Genomic DNA, 19,971 nt, shown 5'->3' with positions numbered 1-19,971 from the left:
GTCCCGGTGCGGGGCGGGCGGCCGTGGGGGTGGTGCGGGTCAGCCGTTGCGGGGGCCGGGGAAGGCCGACGGGCGGGGGTCTTCGTGGAGGGCGGCGCTGCCCGAGGTGGGCTGCGGAGGCATGGAGCGGGCGGCGGGGACCGAGGGAAGGGTGCGGGTCGCGCTCGGCTCCACGGAGTGGTCCTGGTCCACGGCGACGCCCGGCTGGGGCGCGCGGCGGGCGCCGTAGCGGCGGTGGACCGCCTGCTTGGTGACCCCGAGCGCGGAACCCACCGCGTCCCAGGAGAATCCGAGCGAGCGGTCGAAGTCGACCGCCGCGGTCACCAGGGTCTCGACGCTGTCCCGCAGCTCCTGGGCGAGCCGTACGGTCGGGGCGGGCGCGCGCCCGTAGACGACGAAGCCCGTCGACGGACCGGAGCGGCGAGGGCGGTAGACATTGCCCAGCTGGGCCGTGAGCGTGCGCAGTGCGTCCACCTGCCGCCGGACCCGCTCGATGTCCCGCACCAACAGGTGCAGACTCGCCCGGGCTTGGGCGTCGTGGGTTGCGTGGTCGGCCATGTGAAAGCCTCTCGAACCGGCGTGTGTGTAAGGGGCGGGCCGCAGGGGGAACGGCGGCCCGAGTTCGGTCAATCTCTCTTGACCAACGCGCCACCGGGAGTTGGGTCACGCTGCGGGGGCGTACACGCATATGCGCGGGGCGCTCGTCCTTCCGTACGCCCCCTGACACCCGCCGCCCGGGGGCGTCGTGCCGGTCGGGCCGGTCAGGGCGGGGTGCCGGACGCCGCCGGCCCGGCCTGATCGCACGACACCACCTAGACTGGTGCGTCGCTCGCAACGCCCCCGGACAGACAGGCAGTCGCCACCCATGAAGCTCGTCTTCGCAGGCACCCCCGAGGTCGCCGTACCCGCACTGGACGCCCTGCTGGCCTCCGGCCGCCACGAGGTGGCCGCCGTGATCACCCGGCCGGACGCCCCGGCGGGGCGCGGCCGGCGGCTGGTCGCCAGCCCGGTGGCCCAGCGGGCGGAGGAGGCCGGGATCGAGGTGCTGAAGCCGGCCAGGCCGCGCGACGAGGAGTTCCTCGCCCGGCTGCGGGAGATCGCGCCGGACTGCTGCCCGGTCGTCGCCTACGGCGCGCTGCTGCCCAAGGTCGCCCTCGACGTCCCCGCCCGGGGCTGGGTCAACCTGCACTTCTCGCTGCTGCCCGCGTGGCGCGGCGCCGCTCCCGTGCAGCACTCCCTGATGGCCGGCGACCAGGTGACCGGGGCGTCCACCTTCCAGATCGAGGAGGGGCTCGACTCGGGTCCCGTGTACGGCGTCGTCACCGAGGACATCCGCCCCACCGACACCAGCGGTGACCTGCTGACCCGGCTCGCCTTCGCGGGCGCCGGGCTGCTCGCAGCGACCATGGACGGCATCGAGGACGGCACGCTGCACGCCGTCCCGCAGCCGGTCGAGGGCATCACCCTCGCCCCCAAGATCCAGGTCGAGGACGCCCAGGTCGACTTCGCCCACCCCGCGCTGCGGGTGGACCGCGTCGTCCGCGGCTGCACCCCGGCGCCCGGCGCCTGGACGGTCTTCCGCGGCGAGCGCCTCAAGCTCATCCAGGTCACCCCGCTCCCCGACCGCGACGACCTCGCCCCGGGTGAGCTCTCCGTCGGCAAGAACAACGTCTACGCCGGCACCGGCTCGTACGCCGTCGAGCTGCTCTGGGTCCAGCCCCAGGGCAAGAAGCCGATGAAGGCGGCCGACTGGGCCCGCGGCGTCCGCATCGCCCCGGGCGAGCGGCTGGGAGCGTAGCCGCCCGGCGGCGGCGCGGGGCCCTCCGGCAGGGGCCGTTTTCCCCGGGGGTGCCGGACGGACGTAGGCTGAGTGGGTTCGACCGTCTTCATTTCGTCACCCGGAGCACCTTTGAGCGAGCAGGCACGTCGCCGTCCCCACAAGCCCTACCGGCGGCCCCAGAAGGACCCCGTCCGGATGCTCGCCTTCGAGGCGCTGAGGGCGGTGGACGAGCGGGACGCCTACGCCAACCTGGTGCTGCCGCCGCTGCTGAGGAAGGCCCGGGAGAAGGGCGACTTCGACGGGCGGGACGCGGCGCTGGCGACCGAGCTCGTCTACGGCACGCTGCGCCGCCAGGGCACGTACGACGCGATCATCTCCGCCTGCATCGACCGGCCGCTGCGCGAGGTCGACCCGCCCGTGCTGGACGTGCTGGCGCTCGGCGCGCACCAGCTGCTCGGGACGCGGATCCCCACCCACGCCGCGGTCTCCGCCAGCGTCGAGCTGGCCCGCGTGGTCCTCGGCGACGGCCGGGCCAAGTTCGTGAACGCCGTGCTGCGCAAGATCTCGCAGCAGGACCTGGACGCCTGGGTGGCGCAGGTCGCCCCCGCGTACGACGCGGACCCCGAGGACCACCTCGCCGTCGTCCACTCGCACCCCCGCTGGGTCGTCTCGGCGCTCTGGGACTCCCTCGGCGGCGGCCGGGCCGGCATCGAGGACCTCCTGGAGGCCGACAACGAGCGCCCCGAGGTCACCCTCGTGGCCCGCCCCGGCCGCGCCACCACCGAAGAGCTCGCGGCGGCCACCGAGACGCTGCCGGGCCGCTGGTCCCCGTACGCCCTCCGGATGTCCGAGGGCGGCGAGCCCGGCGCCATCGAGGCGGTGCAGGAGGGCCGGGCCGGCGTCCAGGACGAGGGCAGCCAGCTCGTCGCGATCGCCCTGGCGAACGCGCCCGTGGAAGGCTCCGACGCCCGCTGGCTCGACGGCTGCGCGGGACCCGGCGGCAAGGCCGCGCTCCTCGCCGCCCTCGCCTCCGAGCGCGGCGCCGCCCTGCTCGCCTCCGAGAAGCAGCCGCACCGCGCCCGGCTCGTCGAGCGCGCCCTCGCGGGCAACCCGGGTCCGTACCAGGTCATCGCCGCCGACGGCACCCGGCCGCCGTGGCTCCCCGGCTCCTTCGACCGGGTCCTGATGGACGTGCCCTGCTCGGGCCTGGGCGCCCTGCGCCGCCGTCCCGAGGCGCGCTGGCGCCGCCGTCCCGAGGACCTGGACGGCTTCGCGCCGCTCCAGCGCGCCCTGCTCACCGAGGCGCTGCGGGCCGTGCGCGTCGGCGGTGTCGTCGGGTACGCGACCTGCTCGCCGCACCTGGCCGAGACGCGTGTGGTCGTCGACGACGTCCTGAAGAAGGTCGGCGGCGCGGAGCTGATCGACGCCCGTCCGCTGTTCCCCGGCGTGCCGGCGCTCGGCGACGGCCCGGACGTCCAGCTGTGGCCGCATCTGCACGGCACGGACGCGATGTACCTGGCGCTGCTGCGCCGTACCGCCTGACCGCAATCTCCCGGTCCGTCCCGGTCCGGTCCTCGTCGCTTCGTACCGAAATTGGTCTGGACCGGAACCGAAACCGCTCAGCGGCAAAGAAGTACCCAAGAACGTGGGAGGCTTGGCACATGGCGCAGATCAACCCCAGCATCCTGTCCGCGGACTTCGCCCGGCTCGCCGATGAGGCGAAGGCCGTCGACGGTGCCGACTGGCTGCACGTCGACGTGATGGACAACCACTTCGTGCCCAACCTGACGCTGGGTGTGCCGATCGTGGAGTCGCTGGCCCGCGCGACGGACACGCCGCTCGACTGCCACCTGATGATCGAGAACCCGGACCGGTGGGCCCCGCAGTACGTGGAGGCCGGCGCCGGTTCGGTGACCTTCCACGTCGAGGCGGCCGCCGCCCCGGTGCGGCTGGCGCGGGAGATCCGCGCCAAGGGCGCCCGCGCGTCCATGGCGCTGCGGCCGGCCACGCCCATCGAGCCGTACGAGGACCTGCTCCCCGAGCTCGACATGCTGCTGATCATGACCGTCGAGCCCGGCTTCGGCGGCCAGGCGTTCCTCGACATCATGCTGCCCAAGATCCGCCGCACCCGGGAACTGATCTCCAAGCACGGTCTGGAGCTGTGGCTCCAGGTCGACGGCGGGGTCGCCGAGTCCACCATCGAGCGGTGCGCCGAGGCCGGCGCCGACGTCTTCGTCGCGGGGTCCGCGGTGTACGGCGCGGCCGACCCGGCCGCGGCCGTCGCCTCCCTGCGGGCCCGCGCGGAGGCCGCGACGGCCACCGCCCCGTGGGCGTGTGGCCACTGAGCCTCCGGCGGATGAACGCGGTCCGTCGGGCCGCCGACAGGACTGATCAAGGCCCGCCGTTTCTGACAGGATGAACGGCGAGCCAGAGTGTGAACGACAGCCGTACGTGAACAGCGGTACGTGAACAGCAGTGAGGAGATCGCGGTGGCGGGAATGTCGGCGGGACGGTCAGCCCTGCGGATGGGCCCCGCGGAGCTGGTGCAGGCGGCGGCCATGGCCCGCCGCTTCTACCTCGAGGGCAAGTCCAAGATCCAGATCGCCGAGGAGTTCGGCGTGAGCCGCTTCAAGGTGGCCCGGGTCCTGGAGACCGCCCTGGAGCGCGACCTCGTACGGATCGAGATCCGCGTGCCGGCCGAGCTGGACGCCGAGCGGTCCGACGCGCTCCGCGCCCGCTACGGGCTCCGCCACGCCGTCGTCGTCGAGTCCCCGGCGGAGGGCGACGACGAGTCGCCGGACCCGGAGAACCTCGGCGAGGTCGCGGCCGACCTCCTCGGCGAACTGGTCACCGAAGGCGACGTCCTGGGCCTGGCCTGGGGCCGCTCCACCATCCACATGGCAGCCGCCCTCGACCGGCTGCCGCCCTGCACCGTCGTCCAGCTCACCGGGGTGTACGACGCCGGGACCGCCGAGCGCGGCTCGGTCGAGGCCGTGCGGCGGGCCGCGCAGGTCTCCGGCGGCGAGGCCCACCCGATCTACGCGCCCATGCTGCTGCCCGACCCGGCCACCGCGGCGGCGCTGCGCAGCCAGACCGGCATCGCGCGGGCCTTCGAGTACTTCGACAAGGTCACCGTCGCCTGCGTCTCCATCGGCTCCTGGGAGCCGGGCATCTCGACCGTCCACGACATGCTCTCCGACGCCGAGCGGGCCCACTACGCCTCGCTGGGCGTCGCCGCCGAGATGTCGGCCCACCTCTTCGACGCCGACGGGCGCCGGGTCGGCCGCGACCTGGGCGAGCGCTGCATCACCGTCGAGGCGGACCGGCTGCGCCGCATCCCCGAGGTCGTGGCGATCGCGGGCGGCCAGCGCAAGGCGGCGGCCATCGGAGCGGTGCTCCGCTCCGGGCTCGTCACCAGCCTGGTGACGGACCGCGCCGCGGCCGACTACCTCCTCACCGAGTCCAGCCCGGGCACGCACCCGGCGCTCGACCGGACGGACCCCGACGGCAGCTGAACGACGCCGACCGGACGGACCCCGACGGCCGCCGGGCGGCGGCCGGGGTGACGGCCGAGTGAACCGAGGGGCTGGAGTCGACCCGTAACGGTATGTTCGGGACATGTTGCTCCGGCCCCTGCGCGTACTCCTCGCGCTCGTCCTCGCCGTCTTCCTCGCCGGGTGCTCCTCGGCGAGCGGCGGCGCCGCGCCGGGCTCCACCCGTACCGCCTCCGCGGGGAACACCGCCGTCGCGCCCAGCGGGACCTCCGGGCTGCCCACCGTACGGGCCGCCGACCTGCCGCCCGAGGCGCGCAGGACCCTCGACCTCATCGCGCGCGGCGGGCCCTTCCCGTACGCCAAGGACGGCGCGGTCTTCTCGAACTTCGAGCGGGTCCTGCCCCGTGAGACGCGCGGCTACTACCGCGAGTACACGGTGAGGACCCCCGGCGAAGGCGACCGGGGAGCGCGCCGGATCGTCACCGGCCGGAACGGCGAGAGGTACTACACCGACGACCACTACGAGACGTTCCGGGAGGTGGTCACGGATGAGGCTTGACGCCCCCGTCGTCCTCGACCTGACCGGAGTCACGGACAAGGCCGCCCTGATGGACCGGTGCGCCGCGGCCCTCGCCCTGCCCCACTGGTTCGGCCGCAACTGGGACGCCCTCGCCGACTGTCTCGGCGACCTGCCCGAACCGGTCACCCTGGTGGTCACCGGCTGGCAGGGGTACGCCCGGACCCGGCCGCAGGAGTGGCGGACCGCCCAGGAGGTCTTCGCCACGGCCGCCGACGAGCGCCCCACCCGCCTCTCCGTCCTCCTCGCCCTGGGAGAGGGCTTCGGAGGATCGCACGAACCACCTGCCGCAAGCCTCGGATGATTCGCCCTGGACTGGTATTCGTACAGGCGTGGGACAATGAACTACGTGCTTTTTCCCCTGGCTGAAATGCCTAGGGGCCGATCCGAACGACTGGGATGTCAGCACGTGCGTTTCCTCAATGACGTCAAGCCGCCCTACGACCTGACGTACGACGATGTGTTCATGGTGCCGAGCCGCTCGGCCGTCGGTTCCCGACAGGCGGTGGACCTCTCCTCGCCGGACGGAACCGGGACCACGATCCCGCTCGTCGTCGCGAACATGACCGCGATCGCCGGCCGCCGGATGGCCGAGACGGTGGCCCGCCGCGGCGGCCTCGTCGTCATCCCCCAGGACATCCCCATCGAGGTCGTCACCGACGTCATCACATGGGTCAAGAGCCGCCACCACGTGCTGGACACCCCGATCGTCCTGGAGCCGCACCAGACCGTCGCCGACGCGCTGTCGCTGCTGCCGAAGCGGGCCCACGACGCCGGTGTCGTCGTCGACGAGTTCCGCCGCCCGGTGGGTGTCGTCACCGACGCCGACCTCTCCGGCGTGGACCGCTTCACCCAGCTCTCCGAGGTCATGTCCAAGGACCTGCTGCTCCTGGACGCGGACATCGACCCGCGCGAGGCGTTCAACACCCTCGACGCCGCCAACCGCCGTTACGCCCCGGCCGTGGACACGGACGGCAAGCTCGTCGGCATCCTCACCCGCAGGGGCGCGCTGCGCGCGACGCTGTACAGCCCGGCCGTGGACGCGAACGGCAGGCTGCGCATCGCCGCCGCCGTCGGCATCAACGGCGACGTGGCGGGCAAGGCCAAGCAGCTGCTCGACGCGGGCGTCGACACGCTCGTCATCGACACCGCGCACGGCCACCAGGAGTCGATGATCAGCGCGATCCGTACCGTGCGGGCGCTCGACCCGCAGGTCCCGATCGTCGCGGGCAACATCGTCGCCGCCGAGGGCGTCAAGGACCTCGTCGAGGCGGGCGCGGACATCATCAAGGTCGGCGTCGGCCCCGGTGCCATGTGCACCACCCGCATGATGACCGGCGTCGGCCGCCCGCAGTTCTCGGCCGTCCTGGAGTGCGCCGCCGAGGCCAAGAAGTACGGCAAGCACGTCTGGGCCGACGGCGGTGTCCGCCACCCGCGCGACGTCGCCATGGCGCTCGCCGCCGGCGCGTCCAACGTGATGATCGGCTCCTGGTTCGCCGGGACGTACGAGTCCCCGGGCGACCTCCAGCAGGACGCCAACGGGCGGCTCTACAAGGAGTCCTTCGGCATGGCCTCCGGCCGCGCCGTCAAGAACCGCACCAGCGACGAGTCCGCCTACGACCGCGCCCGCAAGGCGCTGTTCGAGGAGGGCATCTCCACCTCGCGCATGTTCCTCGACCCGGCCCGCCCGGGTGTCGAGGACCTGATCGACTCGATCATCGCGGGCGTCCGCTCCTCCTGCACCTACGCAGGCGCCGGCTCGCTCGCGGAGTTCGAGGAGAAGGCCGTGATCGGCGTCCAGTCCGCCGCCGGCTACGCCGAGGGCAAGCCGCTGCACGCCAGCTGGAGCTAGTCGCCCCGCGTCCTGAACGCCGTGGGCCCCCGGGAAATCGCTCCCGGGGGCCCACGGCGTTCCCGTACGGTCACCGCATGGACCACGTGGAGATCCGGCCGTGCCGTGCCGAGGACATCGCCCCGCTCGACCGCCATCTGCCCACCCCGGGTGCCCCCACCCGTCACGCGGACCGCTTCGCCCGGCAGGAGACCGGACACGGCACCTATCTGATCGCCTGGCGGGACGGGATCCCGGTCGGCAACGGACAGGTCCGCTGGGACGGCTGCGCCGCGCCGGAGGTACGGGCCGTGCTGGACGACTGCCCCGAGTTCAACGGCCTGGACGTCGTGGCCGGGCTGCGGGGGCGGGGCATCGGCACCGCCCTGGTCCGCGCCGCCGAGGAGCTGGCGCGGGCACGCGGCGGGGCGGTCCTGGGCCTCGGCGTGGGCCATGACAACCCCCGGGCCGCGGCGCTGTACGCGCGGCTCGGCTACGAGCCGGTGACGGAGTACACCGACCGCTGGTCCTTCACCGACCCCGAGGGCCGCACGCGTACCCAGGCCGACGCGGCCACCTTCCTCGTCAGGACGCTGGGGTAGCGCGCACCCACGGTCCCAGCGCCTCCGCGACGGCCGCCGCGATCCGGGCGTGTCCCGCGTCGTCCGGATGCAGTCCGTCCGCCAGGTGCTCCGCGCCCAGGATCGGCCGCCCGGAGAGGACGCGCAGCCGTCCGTCGCCCTCGGCGGCCAGGTCGCGGCCCGCGCGCTCCATGGCCCTGCGTAGCTCCGTGAGGGTGGCGCCGAGGGCGTTGCGGGTGTGCTCGGCCTCGGGGCGCAGGACCGGCGAGACGATCAGCAGCGGGGTGTCCGGGTGGCCCCTGCGGACCAGGCCGACGAAGGCCCGGACGGTCGCGTACAGCCAGTCGGGCGTCGCCGGCACCCGGGACCAGCAGTTGGTGCCGAAGGCCAGGGTGATCAGTTCCCCCGGCAGCCTGGCCAGGTGTTCGGCGAGGGGCAGCTCGCCCCGCGCCCCGCCCGCGTACCCGAGGTTCACCGGGTCGAGGCCGAGGCGCCGGCCCGCCGTGGCGGGCCAGGCGTGCGCGGGCCGGGTCGCCCACCAGCCCTCGGTGATGGAATCGCCGTGGACGAGCCAGCGGGGCCGGGGCGGGGCGGGGGAGAGGGCGCCGCCGACGGCCCGCAGGGCGACCGGAACGGGGGCCTGGCCCTCCGGGAGGTGGACGGCGAAGACTCCGCCGTCCACGGGCAGCGGCAGCGTGACGGTGGCCTCGGCGGCCGGGGCGGCCCAGCTCTCGCCGACGAGCCGGGTGCCCTGCCAGAGGGCGAAGCAGTGGCGCAGGGCGCCCAGCGGGTCGTCCGGCCGCGGAACGGACGCCCGGTAGCGCAGTTCCACCGCGCGCGTGCCGGGCTCGGCCGTGAACTCGATGCGTACGCCGATGGGCAGCGCGGCCCGCGCGGCGACGTCCCACGGCAGCCTTTCGAGGTCGTCCGGGTCGGCGCGCACGGGCCGGGGCCCGTCCAGCCAGGCCGTACCGCGCAGGAACGGTGCCGGGTCGAGCCAGCGCACCGGGGCCTCCGATCGTGGGTCGTCAGGAGCGGTCGTCAGGAGCTCGCAGGGTCGGTCATCGGGCACGAGGAGTCCATACGCGTGCACGCACCGGTTCACACCCTGATGTGTCGATTCATGCGGGGGCGCGCAATGTTTCCCCGCCTGCGCCGTGAGCGCGCAATGATCATCCGGCACTGCGCAACAACCCTGCATTACGAGTGCGAACCCCGGCCCCTTAGGCTCGTGCCCCGTACCAGGAGTGGCGGCGACCGCCTGCTCGGCGGTTCCGTCCCCCGTGGGCATGCTCAGTCATGCCCACGCACCGCCGCGGTCCCCGCTCCGCCTCCACAGGCAGCGATAAGGAGCCTCCGCAGTGCTGGATCAAGGCGCAGCCCCACCGGTCGTCGACACGGCCACCCCGAAGACCTCCACCCTCGGCGCACTCGTCCGGCGCAAGCCGGTGGAAGCGCTGGTCGCGGAGGGTGGGCAGGGTGAGGGCGGCAGTCTGCGCCGCTCGCTCTCCATGTGGCAGCTGACCATGATCAGCATCGGTGCGACGCTCGGCACCGGCATCTTCGTCGTCCTCGGCGAGGCCGTTCCCAAGGCCGGCCCCGCGGTCACCGTCGCGTTCGTCTTCGCCGGTCTCACCGCACTGTTCTCGGCGCTCTCGTACGCGGAGCTGGCCGGCACGATCCCGGTGGCCGGGTCCTCTTACTCGTACGCTTACGCAACGATGGGCGAACTCGTCGCCTGGATCTGCGGCTGGTGTCTGCTCCTCGAGTACGGCGTCTCCGTCGCGGCAGTGGCCGTCGGCTGGGGCGACTACCTCAACGAGCTGCTCGACGGCACCATCGGTGTCACGCTGCCCGCGGCCCTCACCGAGCCCCCCGGCGACGGCGGTGTCTTCAACCTGCCGGCCCTGATAGTCGTCGTGCTGGCGATGCTCTTCCTGCTCGGGGGCGCGAAGGAGTCCGCCCGTGCCAACACGATCATGGTGTGCGTCAAGATCGTCTCGTTGGTGCTCTTCTGCGCGGTCGGCTTCATGGGCTTCAAGTCCGGCAACTACTCCGACTTCATGCCGCTCGGCCTCGACAGCATCGGCGCCGCCGGTGCCGTCCTCTTCTTCTCGTACATCGGCTTCGACGCCGCCTCCACGGCCGGCGAGGAGGCCAAGGACCCCAAGCGCGACCTCCCGCGGGCGATCATGCTCTCGCTCGTCATCGTCACCGCGCTGTACGTGCTGGTCGCCGCTGTGGCCGTGGGCGCCTGGGACTGGAAGAAGTTCGCGGGCTCCGACGCGTCCCTCGCCGCGATCATGAACGACGTGACCGGTCAGAGCTTCTGGGGCACGCTCCTCGCCGCCGGTGCGGTGATCTCGATCGCCAGCGTCGTCCTGACCGTGCTCTATGGCCAGACCCGCATCCTCTTCGCGATGTCCCGCGACGGGCTCGTCCCCAAGGTCTTCGGGAAGGTCGAGCCCAAGTCCGGCACCCCGCGGGTCAACACGCTGATCGTCTCGCTCTTCTGCGGCCTCCTCGCGGCCGCCGTCCCGCTCGGCGAGCTGGTCAACGCGACGAGCATCGGCACGCTCTTCGCGTTCGCCCTCGTCAACGTCGCCGTGGTGGTGCTCCGCTACACCAAGCGCGACATGGACCGCTCCTTCAAGGTGCCCCTCGGCCCGGTCTTCCCGATCCTGGGCTTCATCTGCTGCGCCTACAGCATGTACATGCTTGACGTGATCACATGGCAGTACTTCGGTGGCTGGATGGCCGTCGGCCTCGTGGTCTACTTCCTGTACGGCATGCGCCGCTCCCGCCTCGCATCAGCAGAGAAGTGATCCACCCGTAGTGCGACTCAACGACCTCGACGAACGCATCGTCCACGCCCTCGCGGAGGACGCCCGCCGCAGCTACGCCGACATCGGCGCGCTCGTCGGACTCTCCGCGCCCGCCGTGAAGCGGCGCGTGGACCGGCTCCGGGCCGAGGGCGCCATCACCGGCTTCACCGTACGGGTGGACCCGGCGGCGCTCGGCTGGGAGACCGAGGGGTTCGTCGAGATCTACTGCCGCCACAACACCTCGCCGGACGACATCCGGCGGGGTCTGGAGCGGTATCCCGAGGTGGTGTCCGCGTCGACCGTCACCGGTGACGCGGACGCCGTCGTCCAGGTCTTCGCCTCGGACATGCGCCACTTCGAGCGCGTCCTGGAACGGATCGCGGGCGAGCCCTTCGTGGAGCGCACCAAGTCCGTCCTGGTGCTCTCGCCGCTGCTGCGGCGCTTCTCCTCGGGCTCGCCCGCGTAGTACCCGCGATGTGGGCGTTCGGGGCGGTGCGGGCCGTGGTTCCCGCACCGCCCTTCGCCCGCCCACCCCCGTGGGGCGGTCTACTCGGTCGGGTACTCCAGCAGCCAGGGCAGGACGTGGAAGTCGCCCGTACCGGCCTTGACCTTCTCGAACGGGGCCATGCTCTGGCACGGCGGCAGCTCCGAGTCCTGGCCCCGGGTCATCCAGCTGTAGCCGAGCCGGTCGAGCTTTCCGGTGTCATGGACCGAGATGCCGACGCGCTTGTTCCGGAAGCCGTCCACATCGGTCTCGGTGACGATGCCCGTCACGACCGCGACCTTGCCGCCCGTGACCAGGCAGTCCACCTTCGCCACGGCGTACCCGCCCCGGCCGTCCTTGTAGTGGCTGAACCGGAAGGTGCCGGTCGCGGACTCCGGATCCTTGTTGTCCTTCGCCGCCAGGTGCGCGTCGAAGCTGAAGGTGATGTCGTCGCCGGCCGGCCGATACAGCTTGGCCGTGCCGGTCAGCGCGGCGGCCTCCCGCTTGCCGTGCCCGTGCCGGGCGTCCGCGCCGTCCCCCGAGGCGGCGGCGGAGCCGGCGGCGCCCGCCGTGATCAGCAGGGCGGCGGCCAGGGAGGCGATCTTCGTACGGCGGTTCATGGTCGATTCGGTCCTTTCGGCAGGTGGCCCGGTGTTCTTCCGGACGACCACCACTCTTCCGCGCGAGCCCCCGCCGGGGCGTCGGGCCGCAGGACGGTCCGCGTCTCCGCCGCGCGGCGGGGGAGCCGTGCGACCACGGGGGGAGCCGTACGCAACGAATCGCCGCGGTGGCCGGGGATCGCGCAACGGTTCGACGGTCGGTCCGCAACGCTGCCGTCTTGTCCGAACAGAGCGCGAAACCGTACCGTTTTTGACGTCTTCCCCTTGTACTCCGACCCCCCGAGGATCACCCATGCCCGCGCTGCGCACCGCCCTGCTCCAGAGCTCCGGTGAGCTCGGTGACGTGGCCGCCAACCTCAAGATCCTCGACGAGGCCGCCGCCCGTGCGGCCGCCGCCGGAGCGGGCCTGCTGCTCGCCCCCGAGCTGTTCCTCACCGGCTACGCCATCGGCGCCGACCTGGCTCGCCTGGCCGAGCCGGCCGACGGCCCCTCCGCCCGCGCCGTCGCGGCGATCGCCGTGCGCCACGGCCTGGCCGTCGGGTACGGCTACCCGGAGCGGGACACCGAGCGGCACGGGGTCCTCTACAACTCCGCTCAGCTCATCGGCGCCGACGGCGTCCCGCTCGCGCGGTACCGCAAGACCCACCTCTTCGGCGACTTCGAGCTGGAGTGGTTCACCCCCGGCGACCGGGCCGTGGTCCAGGCGGAGATCGACGGCCTCACGGTCGGCATGATGATCTGCTACGACGTCGAGTTCCCCGAGAACGTGCGGGCGCACGCGCTGGCCGGTACGGACCTCCTCCTCGTGCCGACCGCGCTCATGCACCCCGCCGAGATCGTGCCCCTCTCCGTGGTGCCGGTCCGTGCCTTCGAGAACCAGCTCTTCATCGCGTACGCCAACCGGGCCGGCACGGAGGGCGCCTTCGAGTTCGTCGGCCTCTCCACCCTGGCCGGCCCCGACGGCACCGCCCGGGCCCGCGCCGGGCGCGGCGAGGATCTCGTCCTCGGCGACGCCGACCCCGACCTCCTGGCGGCCTCCCGCGCGGAGAACCCCTACCTCCGCGACCGGCGCCCGGGCCTCTACGGCCCCCTCGTCTGAGCCGTCCCCCCGCCTTCCCGCCCCGCCTCACCTTTTTCCGTGCAAGGAGTCCGTACCCCATGACGTCCACGGTGCCCACGACCGCCGTCCCGCACAGCGACGGCCAGCCGCCGATCACCATGTTCGGTCCGGACTTCCCGTACGCCTACGACGACTTCCTGGCCCACCCGGCCGGGCTCGGCCAGATACCGGCCACCGAGCACGGCACCGAGGTCGCCGTCATCGGCGGCGGGCTCTCCGGCATCATCGCCGCCTACGAGCTGATGAAGATGGGCCTCAAGCCCGTCGTCTACGAGGCCGACGAGATCGGCGGCCGGCTGCGGACCGTGGGCTTCGAGGGCACCGGCACCGAGGGCCTGACCGCCGAGATGGGCGCCATGCGCTTCCCGCCCTCCTCGACCGCGCTCCAGCACTACATCGACCTGGTCGGCCTGGAGACCACGCCCTTCCCCAACCCGCTCGCCGAGTCGACCCCGTCGACCGTCGTCGACCTCAAGGGCGAGTCGCACTACGCCACCACCGTCGACGACCTGCCGCAGGTCTACCGCGACGTGATGAACGCGTGGAACGCCTGCCTGGACGAGGGCGCCGACTTCTCCGACATGAACCAGGCCATGCGCGAGCGGGACGTCCCGCGCATCCGCGAGATCTGGTCGAAGCTCGTCGAGAAGCTCGACAACCAGACCTTCTACGGCTTCCTCTGCGAGTCGGAGTCCTTCAAGTCCTTCCGGCACCGTGAGATCTTCGGCCAGGTCGGCTTCGGCACCGGCGGCTGGGACACCGACTTCCCCAACTCCATCCTGGAGATCCTCCGCGTCGTCTACACCGAAGCCGACGACCACCACCGCGGCATCGTGGGCGGCTCGCAGCAGCTGCCGCTGCGCCTCTGGGAGCGCGAGCCGGAGAAGATCGTCCACTGGGCGCCGGGCACCTCGCTCGCTTCCCTGCACGGGGGCACCCCGAAGCCGGCCGTGACCCGGCTGAACCGGACCGCCGGCAACCGGATCACCGTCACCGACGCGTCCGGCGACATCCGCACGTACCAGGCGGCGATCTTCACCGCTCAGTCCTGGATGCTGCTCTCCAAGATCGCCTGCGACGACTCGCTCTTCCCGATCGACCACTGGACGGCGATCGAGCGCACCCACTACATGGAGTCGTCCAAGCTCTTCGTCCCCGTCGACCGGCCGTTCTGGCTGGACAAGGACGAGGAGACCGGCCGGGACGTCATGTCGATGACGCTGACCGACCGGATGACCCGCGGCACCTACCTCCTGGACGAGGGCCCGGACAAGCCGGCCACGATCTGCCTCTCGTACACCTGGTGCGACGACAGCCTGAAGTGGCTGCCGCTGTCCGCGAACGAGCGGATGGAGGTCATGCTGAAGTCGCTCGGCGAGATCTACCCGAAGGTCGACATCCGGAAGCACATCATCGGCAACCCGGTGACGGTCTCCTGGGAGAACGAGCCCTACTTCATGGGCGCCTTCAAGGCCAACCTGCCCGGCCACTACCGCTACCAGCGGCGCCTGTTCACGCACTTCATGCAGGACCGGCTGCCCCAGGACAAGCGGGGCATCTTCCTCGCGGGCGACGACATCTCCTGGACGGCCGGCTGGGCCGAGGGCGCGGTGCAGACGGCGCTCAACGCGGTCTGGGGCGTGATGCACCACTTCGGCGGCGGCACCGACGCCACGAACCCCGGCCCGGGCGACGTGTACGACGAGATCGCCCCGGTCGAGCTGCCGGAGGACTGATCCTCCGTACGGAGCGGTTCAGGGCCTGGTGAGGGGGGTCAGCAGCATCCGCCCCACCAGGCCCACCGACCGGTCGAGGCGCTCCCTGAACTCCGCCGCGAGGTCGGGCAGCCCGCGCAGCTGCCACAGCGAGCGCGCGGCGAGCCAGGCCCCGTCCCTGGCCCGGTCCAGGCTCCAGCAGCCGAGCAGATGGGTCAGCGGGTCCGCGATCTCCAGGAGGTCCGGGCCCGGCATCAGTTCCTCCCGGATGCGCTCCTCCAGGAGGACCAGGATGTCGCCGACCCGGTCGAACTCGTCCTCGAGGTCGGCGGGCGCGCACTCCAGGAGCCGGCAGGCGTCGACGACGGCGAGGGCCAGGTCGTGCCCGATGTGCGCGTTGATCCCGGCCAGCGCGAACTGCAGCGGGCGTACGCCGGGATGGCGCCGGTAGTGGAAGAGGGGCCGCCAGCAGGCGGGCACGGGGCAGCCGGTCGCGGCCGCGTCGACCGCCGCGAGGTATCGCTCCGCGAACCGTACGTCGAGTGTCGCGGCGGCCCGCCGGTCGGCGAAGGTGCCGGCCTCGATGGCGTGGCCGATCTCCTCGGTGACGGTCAGATAGACCCGGTTGAAGACGGCGACCCCGTCGGCCGGATGCCAGGCCGAGCGGAGCGACCGCATCCGGTCCACCACGGGGTCGACTGCCACGAACGGCCCGAGCCGTTCGGCCTGCTGCCCGATCTGCTGGGTCTGCGCCATGGGGGCAGGCTCCCAGCCGCCGGGCCGTCGAGGGAACCTCTCGGGCCCGGCTTACCCAGAACGGGCGAATCACTCAGTTCTTCGACGCGGTGTCCGCGCCCGTCTCGTACGAGCTGGTGCCGGAGTCCAGGAGCGGCTCCTGCTCCTTCAGGTGGGCCGGGGCGAAGGCCCGCAGCACGTGGTAGCCGGTGATGACGACGATCGTGCCGAGCGCGATGCCGCCCAGCTCGAAGGTGTCGGAGAAGGTCAGCTTCACGCCGCCGACGCCGATGATGATGCCGGCGGCGGCCGGGACCAGGTTGAGCGGGTTGCGCAGGTCGACCTTGGCGTTGATCCAGATCTGGGCGCCGAGCAGGCCGATCATGCCGTAGAGGATGACCGTGATGCCGCCGAGGACGCCGCCGGGGATGGCGGCGACGATCGCGCCGAACTTCGGGCAGAGGCCGAAGAGGAGCGCGAAGCCGGCCGCGGCCCAGTAGGCGGCGGTCGAGTACACCCGGGTGGCGGCCATGACGCCGATGTTCTCGGAGTACGTGGTGTTCGGCGGGCCGCCCACCGCGGTGGACAGCATCGACGCGGCGCCGTCGGCGGCGATCGCGGTGCCCAGCTGGTCGTCCAGCGGCTCGCCGGTCATCTCGCCGACGGCCTTGACGTGTCCGGCGTTCTCGGCGATCAGCGCGATGACGACCGGCAGCGCGACCAGGATCGCGGACCACTCGAAGCTCGGTCCGTGGAAGGACGGCAGGCCGATCCAGTCCGCCGTGGAGACGCCGGAGAGGTCGAGCCGCCAGTGGTCGGTGACCTGGCCGCCCGGGGACATCGAGTGGATCTTGCCGAAGACGAGGTCGAAGACCCAGGAGACGGCGTAGCCGAAGATCAGCCCGAGGAAGATGGCGATCCGGGACCAGAAGCCGCGCAGACAGACCACGGCCAGTCCGGTGAACAGCATCACGAGCAGCGCCGTCCACTGGTCCTGCGGCCAGTAGGTGGAGGCGGTGACGGGCGCCAGGTTGAAGCCGATCAGCATGACGACGGCGCCGGTCACGATCGGCGGCATCGCCGCGTGGATGATCCGCGCGCCGAACTTCCGTACCGCCAGGCCCGCCAGGAACAGCACCGCGCCGACGACCAGGACCGCGCCGGTCACCGTGGCGCTGGTGCCGCCGGAGGCCCGGATCGCGGCGGCGACGCCGACGAAGGAGAGCGAGCAGCCCAGGTAGGACGGGACGGTGCCGCGGGTCGCGAGCAGGAAGATCGCGGTGGCGACACCGGACATCATGATCGCGAGGTTCGGGTCGAGCCCCATCAGGACCGGGGCGACGAACGACGCCCCGAACATCGCCACGACGTGCTGGGCGCCGAGACCGGCCGTACGCGGCCAGGAGAGCCGTTCGTCCGGGCGGACGACGGCTCCCGGAGCGGGTGTTCTCCCGTCGCCGTGCAGGGTCCAGCGCACGCCGAGGTTCATGAGGTAGCTCCCGTTCTCCGGTACCGGCGGCCGCGTCGTGACCGCTCAAGATCAGCCATATGGTATGCGCCACCGCTGATCGGATATGTTCGACCGCCGCCCGGGAGCGGTCGTACGCCTCATGCCCCCGGCTCCGAGCGGTGGTCCTACCCGACCGGGTCGGCGCTCTTCGCGGGGGCGGGCGTCGCCGACGCCGCCTCCCGGCCGCCGGACCTGAGCACGCCCGCGCCGAGCACGAGCCCGAAGGCGAGCAGGGTGACCAGGCAGAAGGAGAACATCAGGGACGTCACGTCGGCGATGCCGCCGATCGCCGACGGGGCGATGAGCCCCGAGGTGTACGTGATGGTGGCGACACCGGCGATGGCCTGGCTGGGGTTCGGACCGCTGCGCCCGGCCGCGGCGAAGGCGAGCGGGACGACGACCGCGATCCCGAGCCCGATGAGACCGAATCCGGCCATCGCGACGGCGGCGTGCGGGGCGAGCACCACCAGGAGGCCGCCCAGGGTGGCGACGACGCCCCCGGCCCGTACGGTGCGGACGGCGCCGAAGCGGTCCACGACCCGGTCGCCGGCCAGCCGCGCCACGGCCATGGTCAGGGCGAAGGCGGTGGTGGAGGCGGCCGCGAGCCCGGCCGAGCTGCCGAGTTCGTCCCGCAGGTAGACCGCCGACCAGTCCATGCTGGCGCCCTCCGCGAACACTCCGCAGAAGCCGATGGCCCCGATGACGAGCGCGGACTTGGGCGGCAGCGAGAAGCGCGGCGGGGGTTCCTCGTCCGGGGTGCTGCGCACGTCCAGGACGCCTTGGCAGATGACGAGGCCGAGCGCGGTGAGGACCAGGGCGGCGATCAGATGGTGGATCCGGGCGTCGCCGCCGACGTGCGCGGCGACGGTGCCGGCGGCGGAGCCGAGCAGGGCGCCCACGCTCCACATGCCGTGCAGGCTCGACATGATGGACTTGCCGAGCCGGTTCTCGGTCTCGACGCCGAGCGCGTTCATCGCCACGTCGGACATGCCCGCGGTCGCTCCGTACACGAAGAGCGCGCCGCACAGCCCCCAGATGTTCGGGGCGAGCGACGGCAGGGTCAGCGCGAGCGTCCACAGGGCGAGCAGTCCGCGCAGTGCCGTGCGAGCACCGAACCGGTGGGAGACGGCTCCGGCGAGCGGCATCGCGAGAGAGGCGCCGAGCGCGGGGAAGGCGAGCGCGAGCCCGAGCTGGCCGGCGCTGACGGCCGCGTGCTCCTGGATCCAGGGGATCCGGGTCGCGAAGCTGCCGGTGACCGCGCCGTGGACGCAGAAGACGGCGGCGATGGCGAAGCGCGCCCGCCGCAGGCGTTCGGTGCTGGTGACGGTCTCCGCCGTCATGGGTCCCTCCCTGGTGTCGTGGTGTGGCGCGTAAACTATCAGGAACCCTGCCTGATAAATAGTCCGCAGGGAAGACCCCGGCCGGAACGGGCCCGGGAACGAGTCTGAGAGGATCGCCGCATGGCCGCATCCCCGAGTACCGCACGGGCCATCAACGACCGGTCAGCCCTGCGACTGCTCCAGGCCGAAGGTCCGTTGACGGCCACTCAGCTCAAGACGCTCACCGGACTCTCCCGGCCGACCGTCGCCGACCTCGTCGAACGGCTCCAGGGCTCCGGCCTCGTCCACGTCGTCGGGGAGTCCGGAGCCGAGCGCCGGGGACCCAACGCCAAGCTGTACGGGATCGTCGCCGACCGCGCCCACCTCGCGGCCCTCGACGTACGGACCCGCTCGGTCTCCGTCACCGTCGCCGACCTCCTCGGCACCACGCTCGCCGAGGCCACCGCGCCCGTCGGCGACGACGACGAGACGGGCTCCGCCGTCGAGAAGGCCGTCGCCCTCCTGGAACGGACCGTACGGGAGGCGGGCGTCGAACGGCTCCACAGCGTCGCCGTCGGCGCCCCCGGGCTCATCGACCCCGCCACCGGCGACCTGCGCGACTCCACGGGGCTGCCCGCCTGGCACCGCAGGCTGGTCGCGGTCCTCCAGGAGCGGCTCCCGGCCCACGTCCTGGTCGAGAACGAGACCAACCTCGCCGCCGTCGCCGAGCTGCGCGAGGGCGCGGCCCGCGACCGCGAGGACTTCGTCCTGCTCTGGCTCGGCCAGGGCGTCGGCGCTGCCGTCGTCCTCGGCGGGCGGGTGCGCCGCGGTGCGTCCGGCGGCGCCGGCGAGATCGGCTTCCTTCCGGTGCCGGGCACCTCGGGGCTGCCCTCGGCCACCGGCTGCGACGGCGGCTTCCACGAGCTGGCCTGCGCCGCCGCCGTCGCGGCCCTCGCCACCGCCCACGGCCTCGACCCGGCCGAGGCGCTCACCTCGGGCCACGGCCCCTTCCTCGACGCCCTCGCCCACCGCCTCGCGGTCGGCGCGGCCGCTGTCGTCTCCGTCCTTGACCCCGGCTGCGTGGTCCTCGCCGGCGAGACCGGCCACCAGGGCGGCGCCGCTCTCGCCTCCCGGGTCGAGAGCGCGCTCGCGGCCCTCTCCCCGCTCCGTACCGAGGTGCGGCCGACGGCCCTCGGCGACGCGGCGGTCCTGCGCGGCGCCCTGCTCGGTGCCCGGGACGCGGCCCAGGACGAGCTCTTCGGTCCGCCGTCCACCGGGCTCTAGGTGTGCGACTGCCGCAGCTTGATTACAGCAGGGTCTGGGTCTTCTGCTTGAGGCGCTCGTAGGGCGTCTGTCCGCCGAGGGCGCCGTGGGGACGGT

At 72.7% G+C, this 19,971-nt stretch carries 19 protein-coding genes; 13 read left to right on the top strand and 6 right to left on the bottom strand.

The window, feature by feature from the left end; translation table 11 throughout:
- Positions 1–39: 39 nt before the first annotated feature.
- Positions 40–558 carry a hypothetical protein gene (locus ACFVZH_RS14525; protein WP_384896950.1) on the bottom strand — a complete coding sequence of 173 codons (519 nt, stop codon included), beginning with the start codon at positions 556–558 and terminating at the stop codon, positions 40–42.
- Between the two features lie 307 nt (positions 559–865).
- Between ACFVZH_RS14525 and fmt the strand changes: the two genes are divergently transcribed.
- The 8 genes from fmt to ACFVZH_RS14485 all read left to right on the top strand — a co-directional run bounded on the left by fmt (position 866) and on the right by ACFVZH_RS14485 (position 8,284).
- Positions 866–1,798 (top strand): methionyl-tRNA formyltransferase, encoded by a 933-nt coding sequence (gene fmt, locus ACFVZH_RS14520; protein ID WP_384896947.1) that lies wholly within the window; start codon positions 866–868, stop codon positions 1,796–1,798.
- A 111-nt stretch (positions 1,799–1,909) separates the two neighbouring features.
- Positions 1,910–3,322 (top strand): RsmB/NOP family class I SAM-dependent RNA methyltransferase, encoded by a 1,413-nt coding sequence (locus tag ACFVZH_RS14515; RefSeq protein ID WP_384896943.1) that lies wholly within the window; start codon positions 1,910–1,912, stop codon positions 3,320–3,322.
- Positions 3,323–3,441: 119 nt separating this feature from the next.
- Complete coding sequence (gene rpe, locus ACFVZH_RS14510; protein ID WP_384896940.1) at positions 3,442–4,125, top strand: ribulose-phosphate 3-epimerase; 684 nt, start codon at positions 3,442–3,444, stop codon at positions 4,123–4,125.
- Positions 4,126–4,245: 120 nt separating this feature from the next.
- On the top strand, positions 4,246–5,295 hold the full coding sequence (locus ACFVZH_RS14505; protein ID WP_384896938.1) for a sugar-binding transcriptional regulator: 1,050 nt from the start codon (positions 4,246–4,248) through the stop codon (positions 5,293–5,295).
- 103 nt (positions 5,296–5,398) lie between these two features.
- Positions 5,399–5,833, top strand: coding sequence for a ribonuclease domain-containing protein (locus ACFVZH_RS14500; protein ID WP_384896935.1), 435 nt, complete (start codon positions 5,399–5,401; stop codon positions 5,831–5,833).
- Positions 5,823–6,155 (top strand): barstar family protein, encoded by a 333-nt coding sequence (locus ACFVZH_RS14495; RefSeq protein ID WP_384896933.1) that lies wholly within the window; start codon positions 5,823–5,825, stop codon positions 6,153–6,155. The genes ACFVZH_RS14500 and ACFVZH_RS14495 overlap by 11 nt, the downstream gene beginning before the upstream one ends.
- Before the next feature lie 105 nt (positions 6,156–6,260).
- On the top strand, positions 6,261–7,703 hold the full coding sequence (locus tag ACFVZH_RS14490) for a GuaB1 family IMP dehydrogenase-related protein (protein WP_384896930.1): 1,443 nt from the start codon (positions 6,261–6,263) through the stop codon (positions 7,701–7,703).
- Positions 7,704–7,780: 77 nt separating this feature from the next.
- A complete protein-coding gene (locus ACFVZH_RS14485) occupies positions 7,781–8,284 on the top strand; it encodes a GNAT family N-acetyltransferase (RefSeq protein WP_384896928.1) in 504 nt (167 codons plus the stop codon).
- Here the strand turns inward: ACFVZH_RS14485 and ACFVZH_RS14480 are convergent.
- Positions 8,268–9,269, bottom strand: a complete 1,002-nt coding sequence (locus ACFVZH_RS14480) for a GDSL-type esterase/lipase family protein (protein WP_384897385.1) — start codon at positions 9,267–9,269, stop codon at positions 8,268–8,270. The genes ACFVZH_RS14485 and ACFVZH_RS14480 overlap by 17 nt on opposite strands.
- 355 nt (positions 9,270–9,624) lie before the next feature.
- On the opposite strand from ACFVZH_RS14480, the gene ACFVZH_RS14475 reads away from it, so the two are divergent.
- Both ACFVZH_RS14475 and ACFVZH_RS14470 read left to right on the top strand, forming a co-directional pair.
- Entirely contained in the window at positions 9,625–11,088 is a 1,464-nt protein-coding gene (locus tag ACFVZH_RS14475; RefSeq protein ID WP_384896925.1) for an amino acid permease, read from the top strand.
- A 10-nt stretch (positions 11,089–11,098) separates the two neighbouring features.
- The gene (locus ACFVZH_RS14470; protein WP_362371903.1) at positions 11,099–11,554 is read left to right on the top strand and encodes an Lrp/AsnC family transcriptional regulator; all 456 of its coding nucleotides are present in this window, start codon (positions 11,099–11,101) and stop codon (positions 11,552–11,554) included.
- 80 nt (positions 11,555–11,634) lie between these two features.
- Here the strand turns inward: ACFVZH_RS14470 and ACFVZH_RS14465 are convergent, their stop codons facing one another.
- Positions 11,635–12,192 carry a Repetin gene (locus ACFVZH_RS14465; protein ID WP_384896922.1) on the bottom strand — a complete coding sequence of 186 codons (558 nt, stop codon included), beginning with the start codon at positions 12,190–12,192 and terminating at the stop codon, positions 11,635–11,637.
- A gap of 292 nt (positions 12,193–12,484) precedes the next feature.
- Between ACFVZH_RS14465 and ACFVZH_RS14460 the strand changes: the two genes are divergently transcribed.
- Positions 12,485–13,291, top strand: a complete 807-nt coding sequence (locus ACFVZH_RS14460) for a carbon-nitrogen hydrolase family protein (RefSeq protein WP_384896919.1) — start codon at positions 12,485–12,487, stop codon at positions 13,289–13,291.
- Positions 13,292–13,350: 59 nt separating this feature from the next.
- Positions 13,351–15,048 (top strand): flavin monoamine oxidase family protein, encoded by a 1,698-nt coding sequence (locus ACFVZH_RS14455; protein ID WP_384896916.1) that lies wholly within the window; start codon positions 13,351–13,353, stop codon positions 15,046–15,048.
- An 18-nt stretch (positions 15,049–15,066) separates the two neighbouring features.
- Here ACFVZH_RS14455 and ACFVZH_RS14450 read toward each other — a convergent pair whose 3' ends face one another.
- The 3 genes from ACFVZH_RS14450 to ACFVZH_RS14440 form a co-directional block, all read right to left on the bottom strand.
- Positions 15,067–15,783 (bottom strand): DUF5995 family protein, encoded by a 717-nt coding sequence (locus ACFVZH_RS14450; RefSeq protein ID WP_384896913.1) that lies wholly within the window; start codon positions 15,781–15,783, stop codon positions 15,067–15,069.
- Between the two features lie 73 nt (positions 15,784–15,856).
- Positions 15,857–17,251, bottom strand: coding sequence for a uracil-xanthine permease family protein (locus tag ACFVZH_RS14445; protein ID WP_384896910.1), 1,395 nt, complete (start codon positions 17,249–17,251; stop codon positions 15,857–15,859).
- 146 nt (positions 17,252–17,397) lie between these two features.
- Positions 17,398–18,612 carry an MFS transporter gene (locus ACFVZH_RS14440; protein WP_384896907.1) on the bottom strand — a complete coding sequence of 405 codons (1,215 nt, stop codon included), beginning with the start codon at positions 18,610–18,612 and terminating at the stop codon, positions 17,398–17,400.
- Between the two features lie 120 nt (positions 18,613–18,732).
- Here ACFVZH_RS14440 and ACFVZH_RS14435 point away from each other — a divergent pair, with 120 nt between their 5' ends.
- A complete protein-coding gene (locus tag ACFVZH_RS14435) occupies positions 18,733–19,875 on the top strand; it encodes an ROK family transcriptional regulator (RefSeq protein ID WP_384896905.1) in 1,143 nt (380 codons plus the stop codon).
- Positions 19,876–19,971 lie beyond the last annotated feature (96 nt).

The organism is Streptomyces sp. NPDC059534, assembly GCF_042743475.1.
Taxonomy (GTDB): Bacteria; Actinomycetota; Actinomycetes; order Streptomycetales; family Streptomycetaceae; genus Streptomyces.
Note: the sequence above shows the minus strand (reverse complement) of the source record. Positions and strands in the feature narration are given on the sequence as shown.

What these genes read in the sequence shown, in the direction of transcription:
- ACFVZH_RS14455 (WP_384896916.1), top strand. Translation starts at nt 13,351, where the DNA reads ATGACGTCCACGGTGCCCACGACCGCCGTCCCGCACAGCGACGGCCAG.
- ACFVZH_RS14445 (WP_384896910.1), bottom strand. Translation starts at nt 17,251, where the DNA reads ATGAACCTCGGCGTGCGCTGGACCCTGCACGGCGACGGGAGAACACCC.
- rpe (WP_384896940.1), top strand. Translation starts at nt 3,442, where the DNA reads ATGGCGCAGATCAACCCCAGCATCCTGTCCGCGGACTTCGCCCGGCTC.
- ACFVZH_RS14440 (WP_384896907.1), bottom strand. Translation starts at nt 18,612, where the DNA reads ATGACGGCGGAGACCGTCACCAGCACCGAACGCCTGCGGCGGGCGCGC.
- ACFVZH_RS14525 (WP_384896950.1), bottom strand. Translation starts at nt 558, where the DNA reads ATGGCCGACCACGCAACCCACGACGCCCAAGCCCGGGCGAGTCTGCAC.
- fmt (WP_384896947.1), top strand. Translation starts at nt 866, where the DNA reads ATGAAGCTCGTCTTCGCAGGCACCCCCGAGGTCGCCGTACCCGCACTG.
- ACFVZH_RS14500 (WP_384896935.1), top strand. Translation starts at nt 5,399, where the DNA reads ATGTTGCTCCGGCCCCTGCGCGTACTCCTCGCGCTCGTCCTCGCCGTC.
- ACFVZH_RS14460 (WP_384896919.1), top strand. Translation starts at nt 12,485, where the DNA reads ATGCCCGCGCTGCGCACCGCCCTGCTCCAGAGCTCCGGTGAGCTCGGT.
- ACFVZH_RS14465 (WP_384896922.1), bottom strand. Translation starts at nt 12,192, where the DNA reads ATGAACCGCCGTACGAAGATCGCCTCCCTGGCCGCCGCCCTGCTGATC.
- ACFVZH_RS14435 (WP_384896905.1), top strand. Translation starts at nt 18,733, where the DNA reads ATGGCCGCATCCCCGAGTACCGCACGGGCCATCAACGACCGGTCAGCC.
- ACFVZH_RS14495 (WP_384896933.1), top strand. Translation starts at nt 5,823, where the DNA reads ATGAGGCTTGACGCCCCCGTCGTCCTCGACCTGACCGGAGTCACGGAC.
- ACFVZH_RS14450 (WP_384896913.1), bottom strand. Translation starts at nt 15,783, where the DNA reads ATGGCGCAGACCCAGCAGATCGGGCAGCAGGCCGAACGGCTCGGGCCG.
- ACFVZH_RS14485 (WP_384896928.1), top strand. Translation starts at nt 7,781, where the DNA reads ATGGACCACGTGGAGATCCGGCCGTGCCGTGCCGAGGACATCGCCCCG.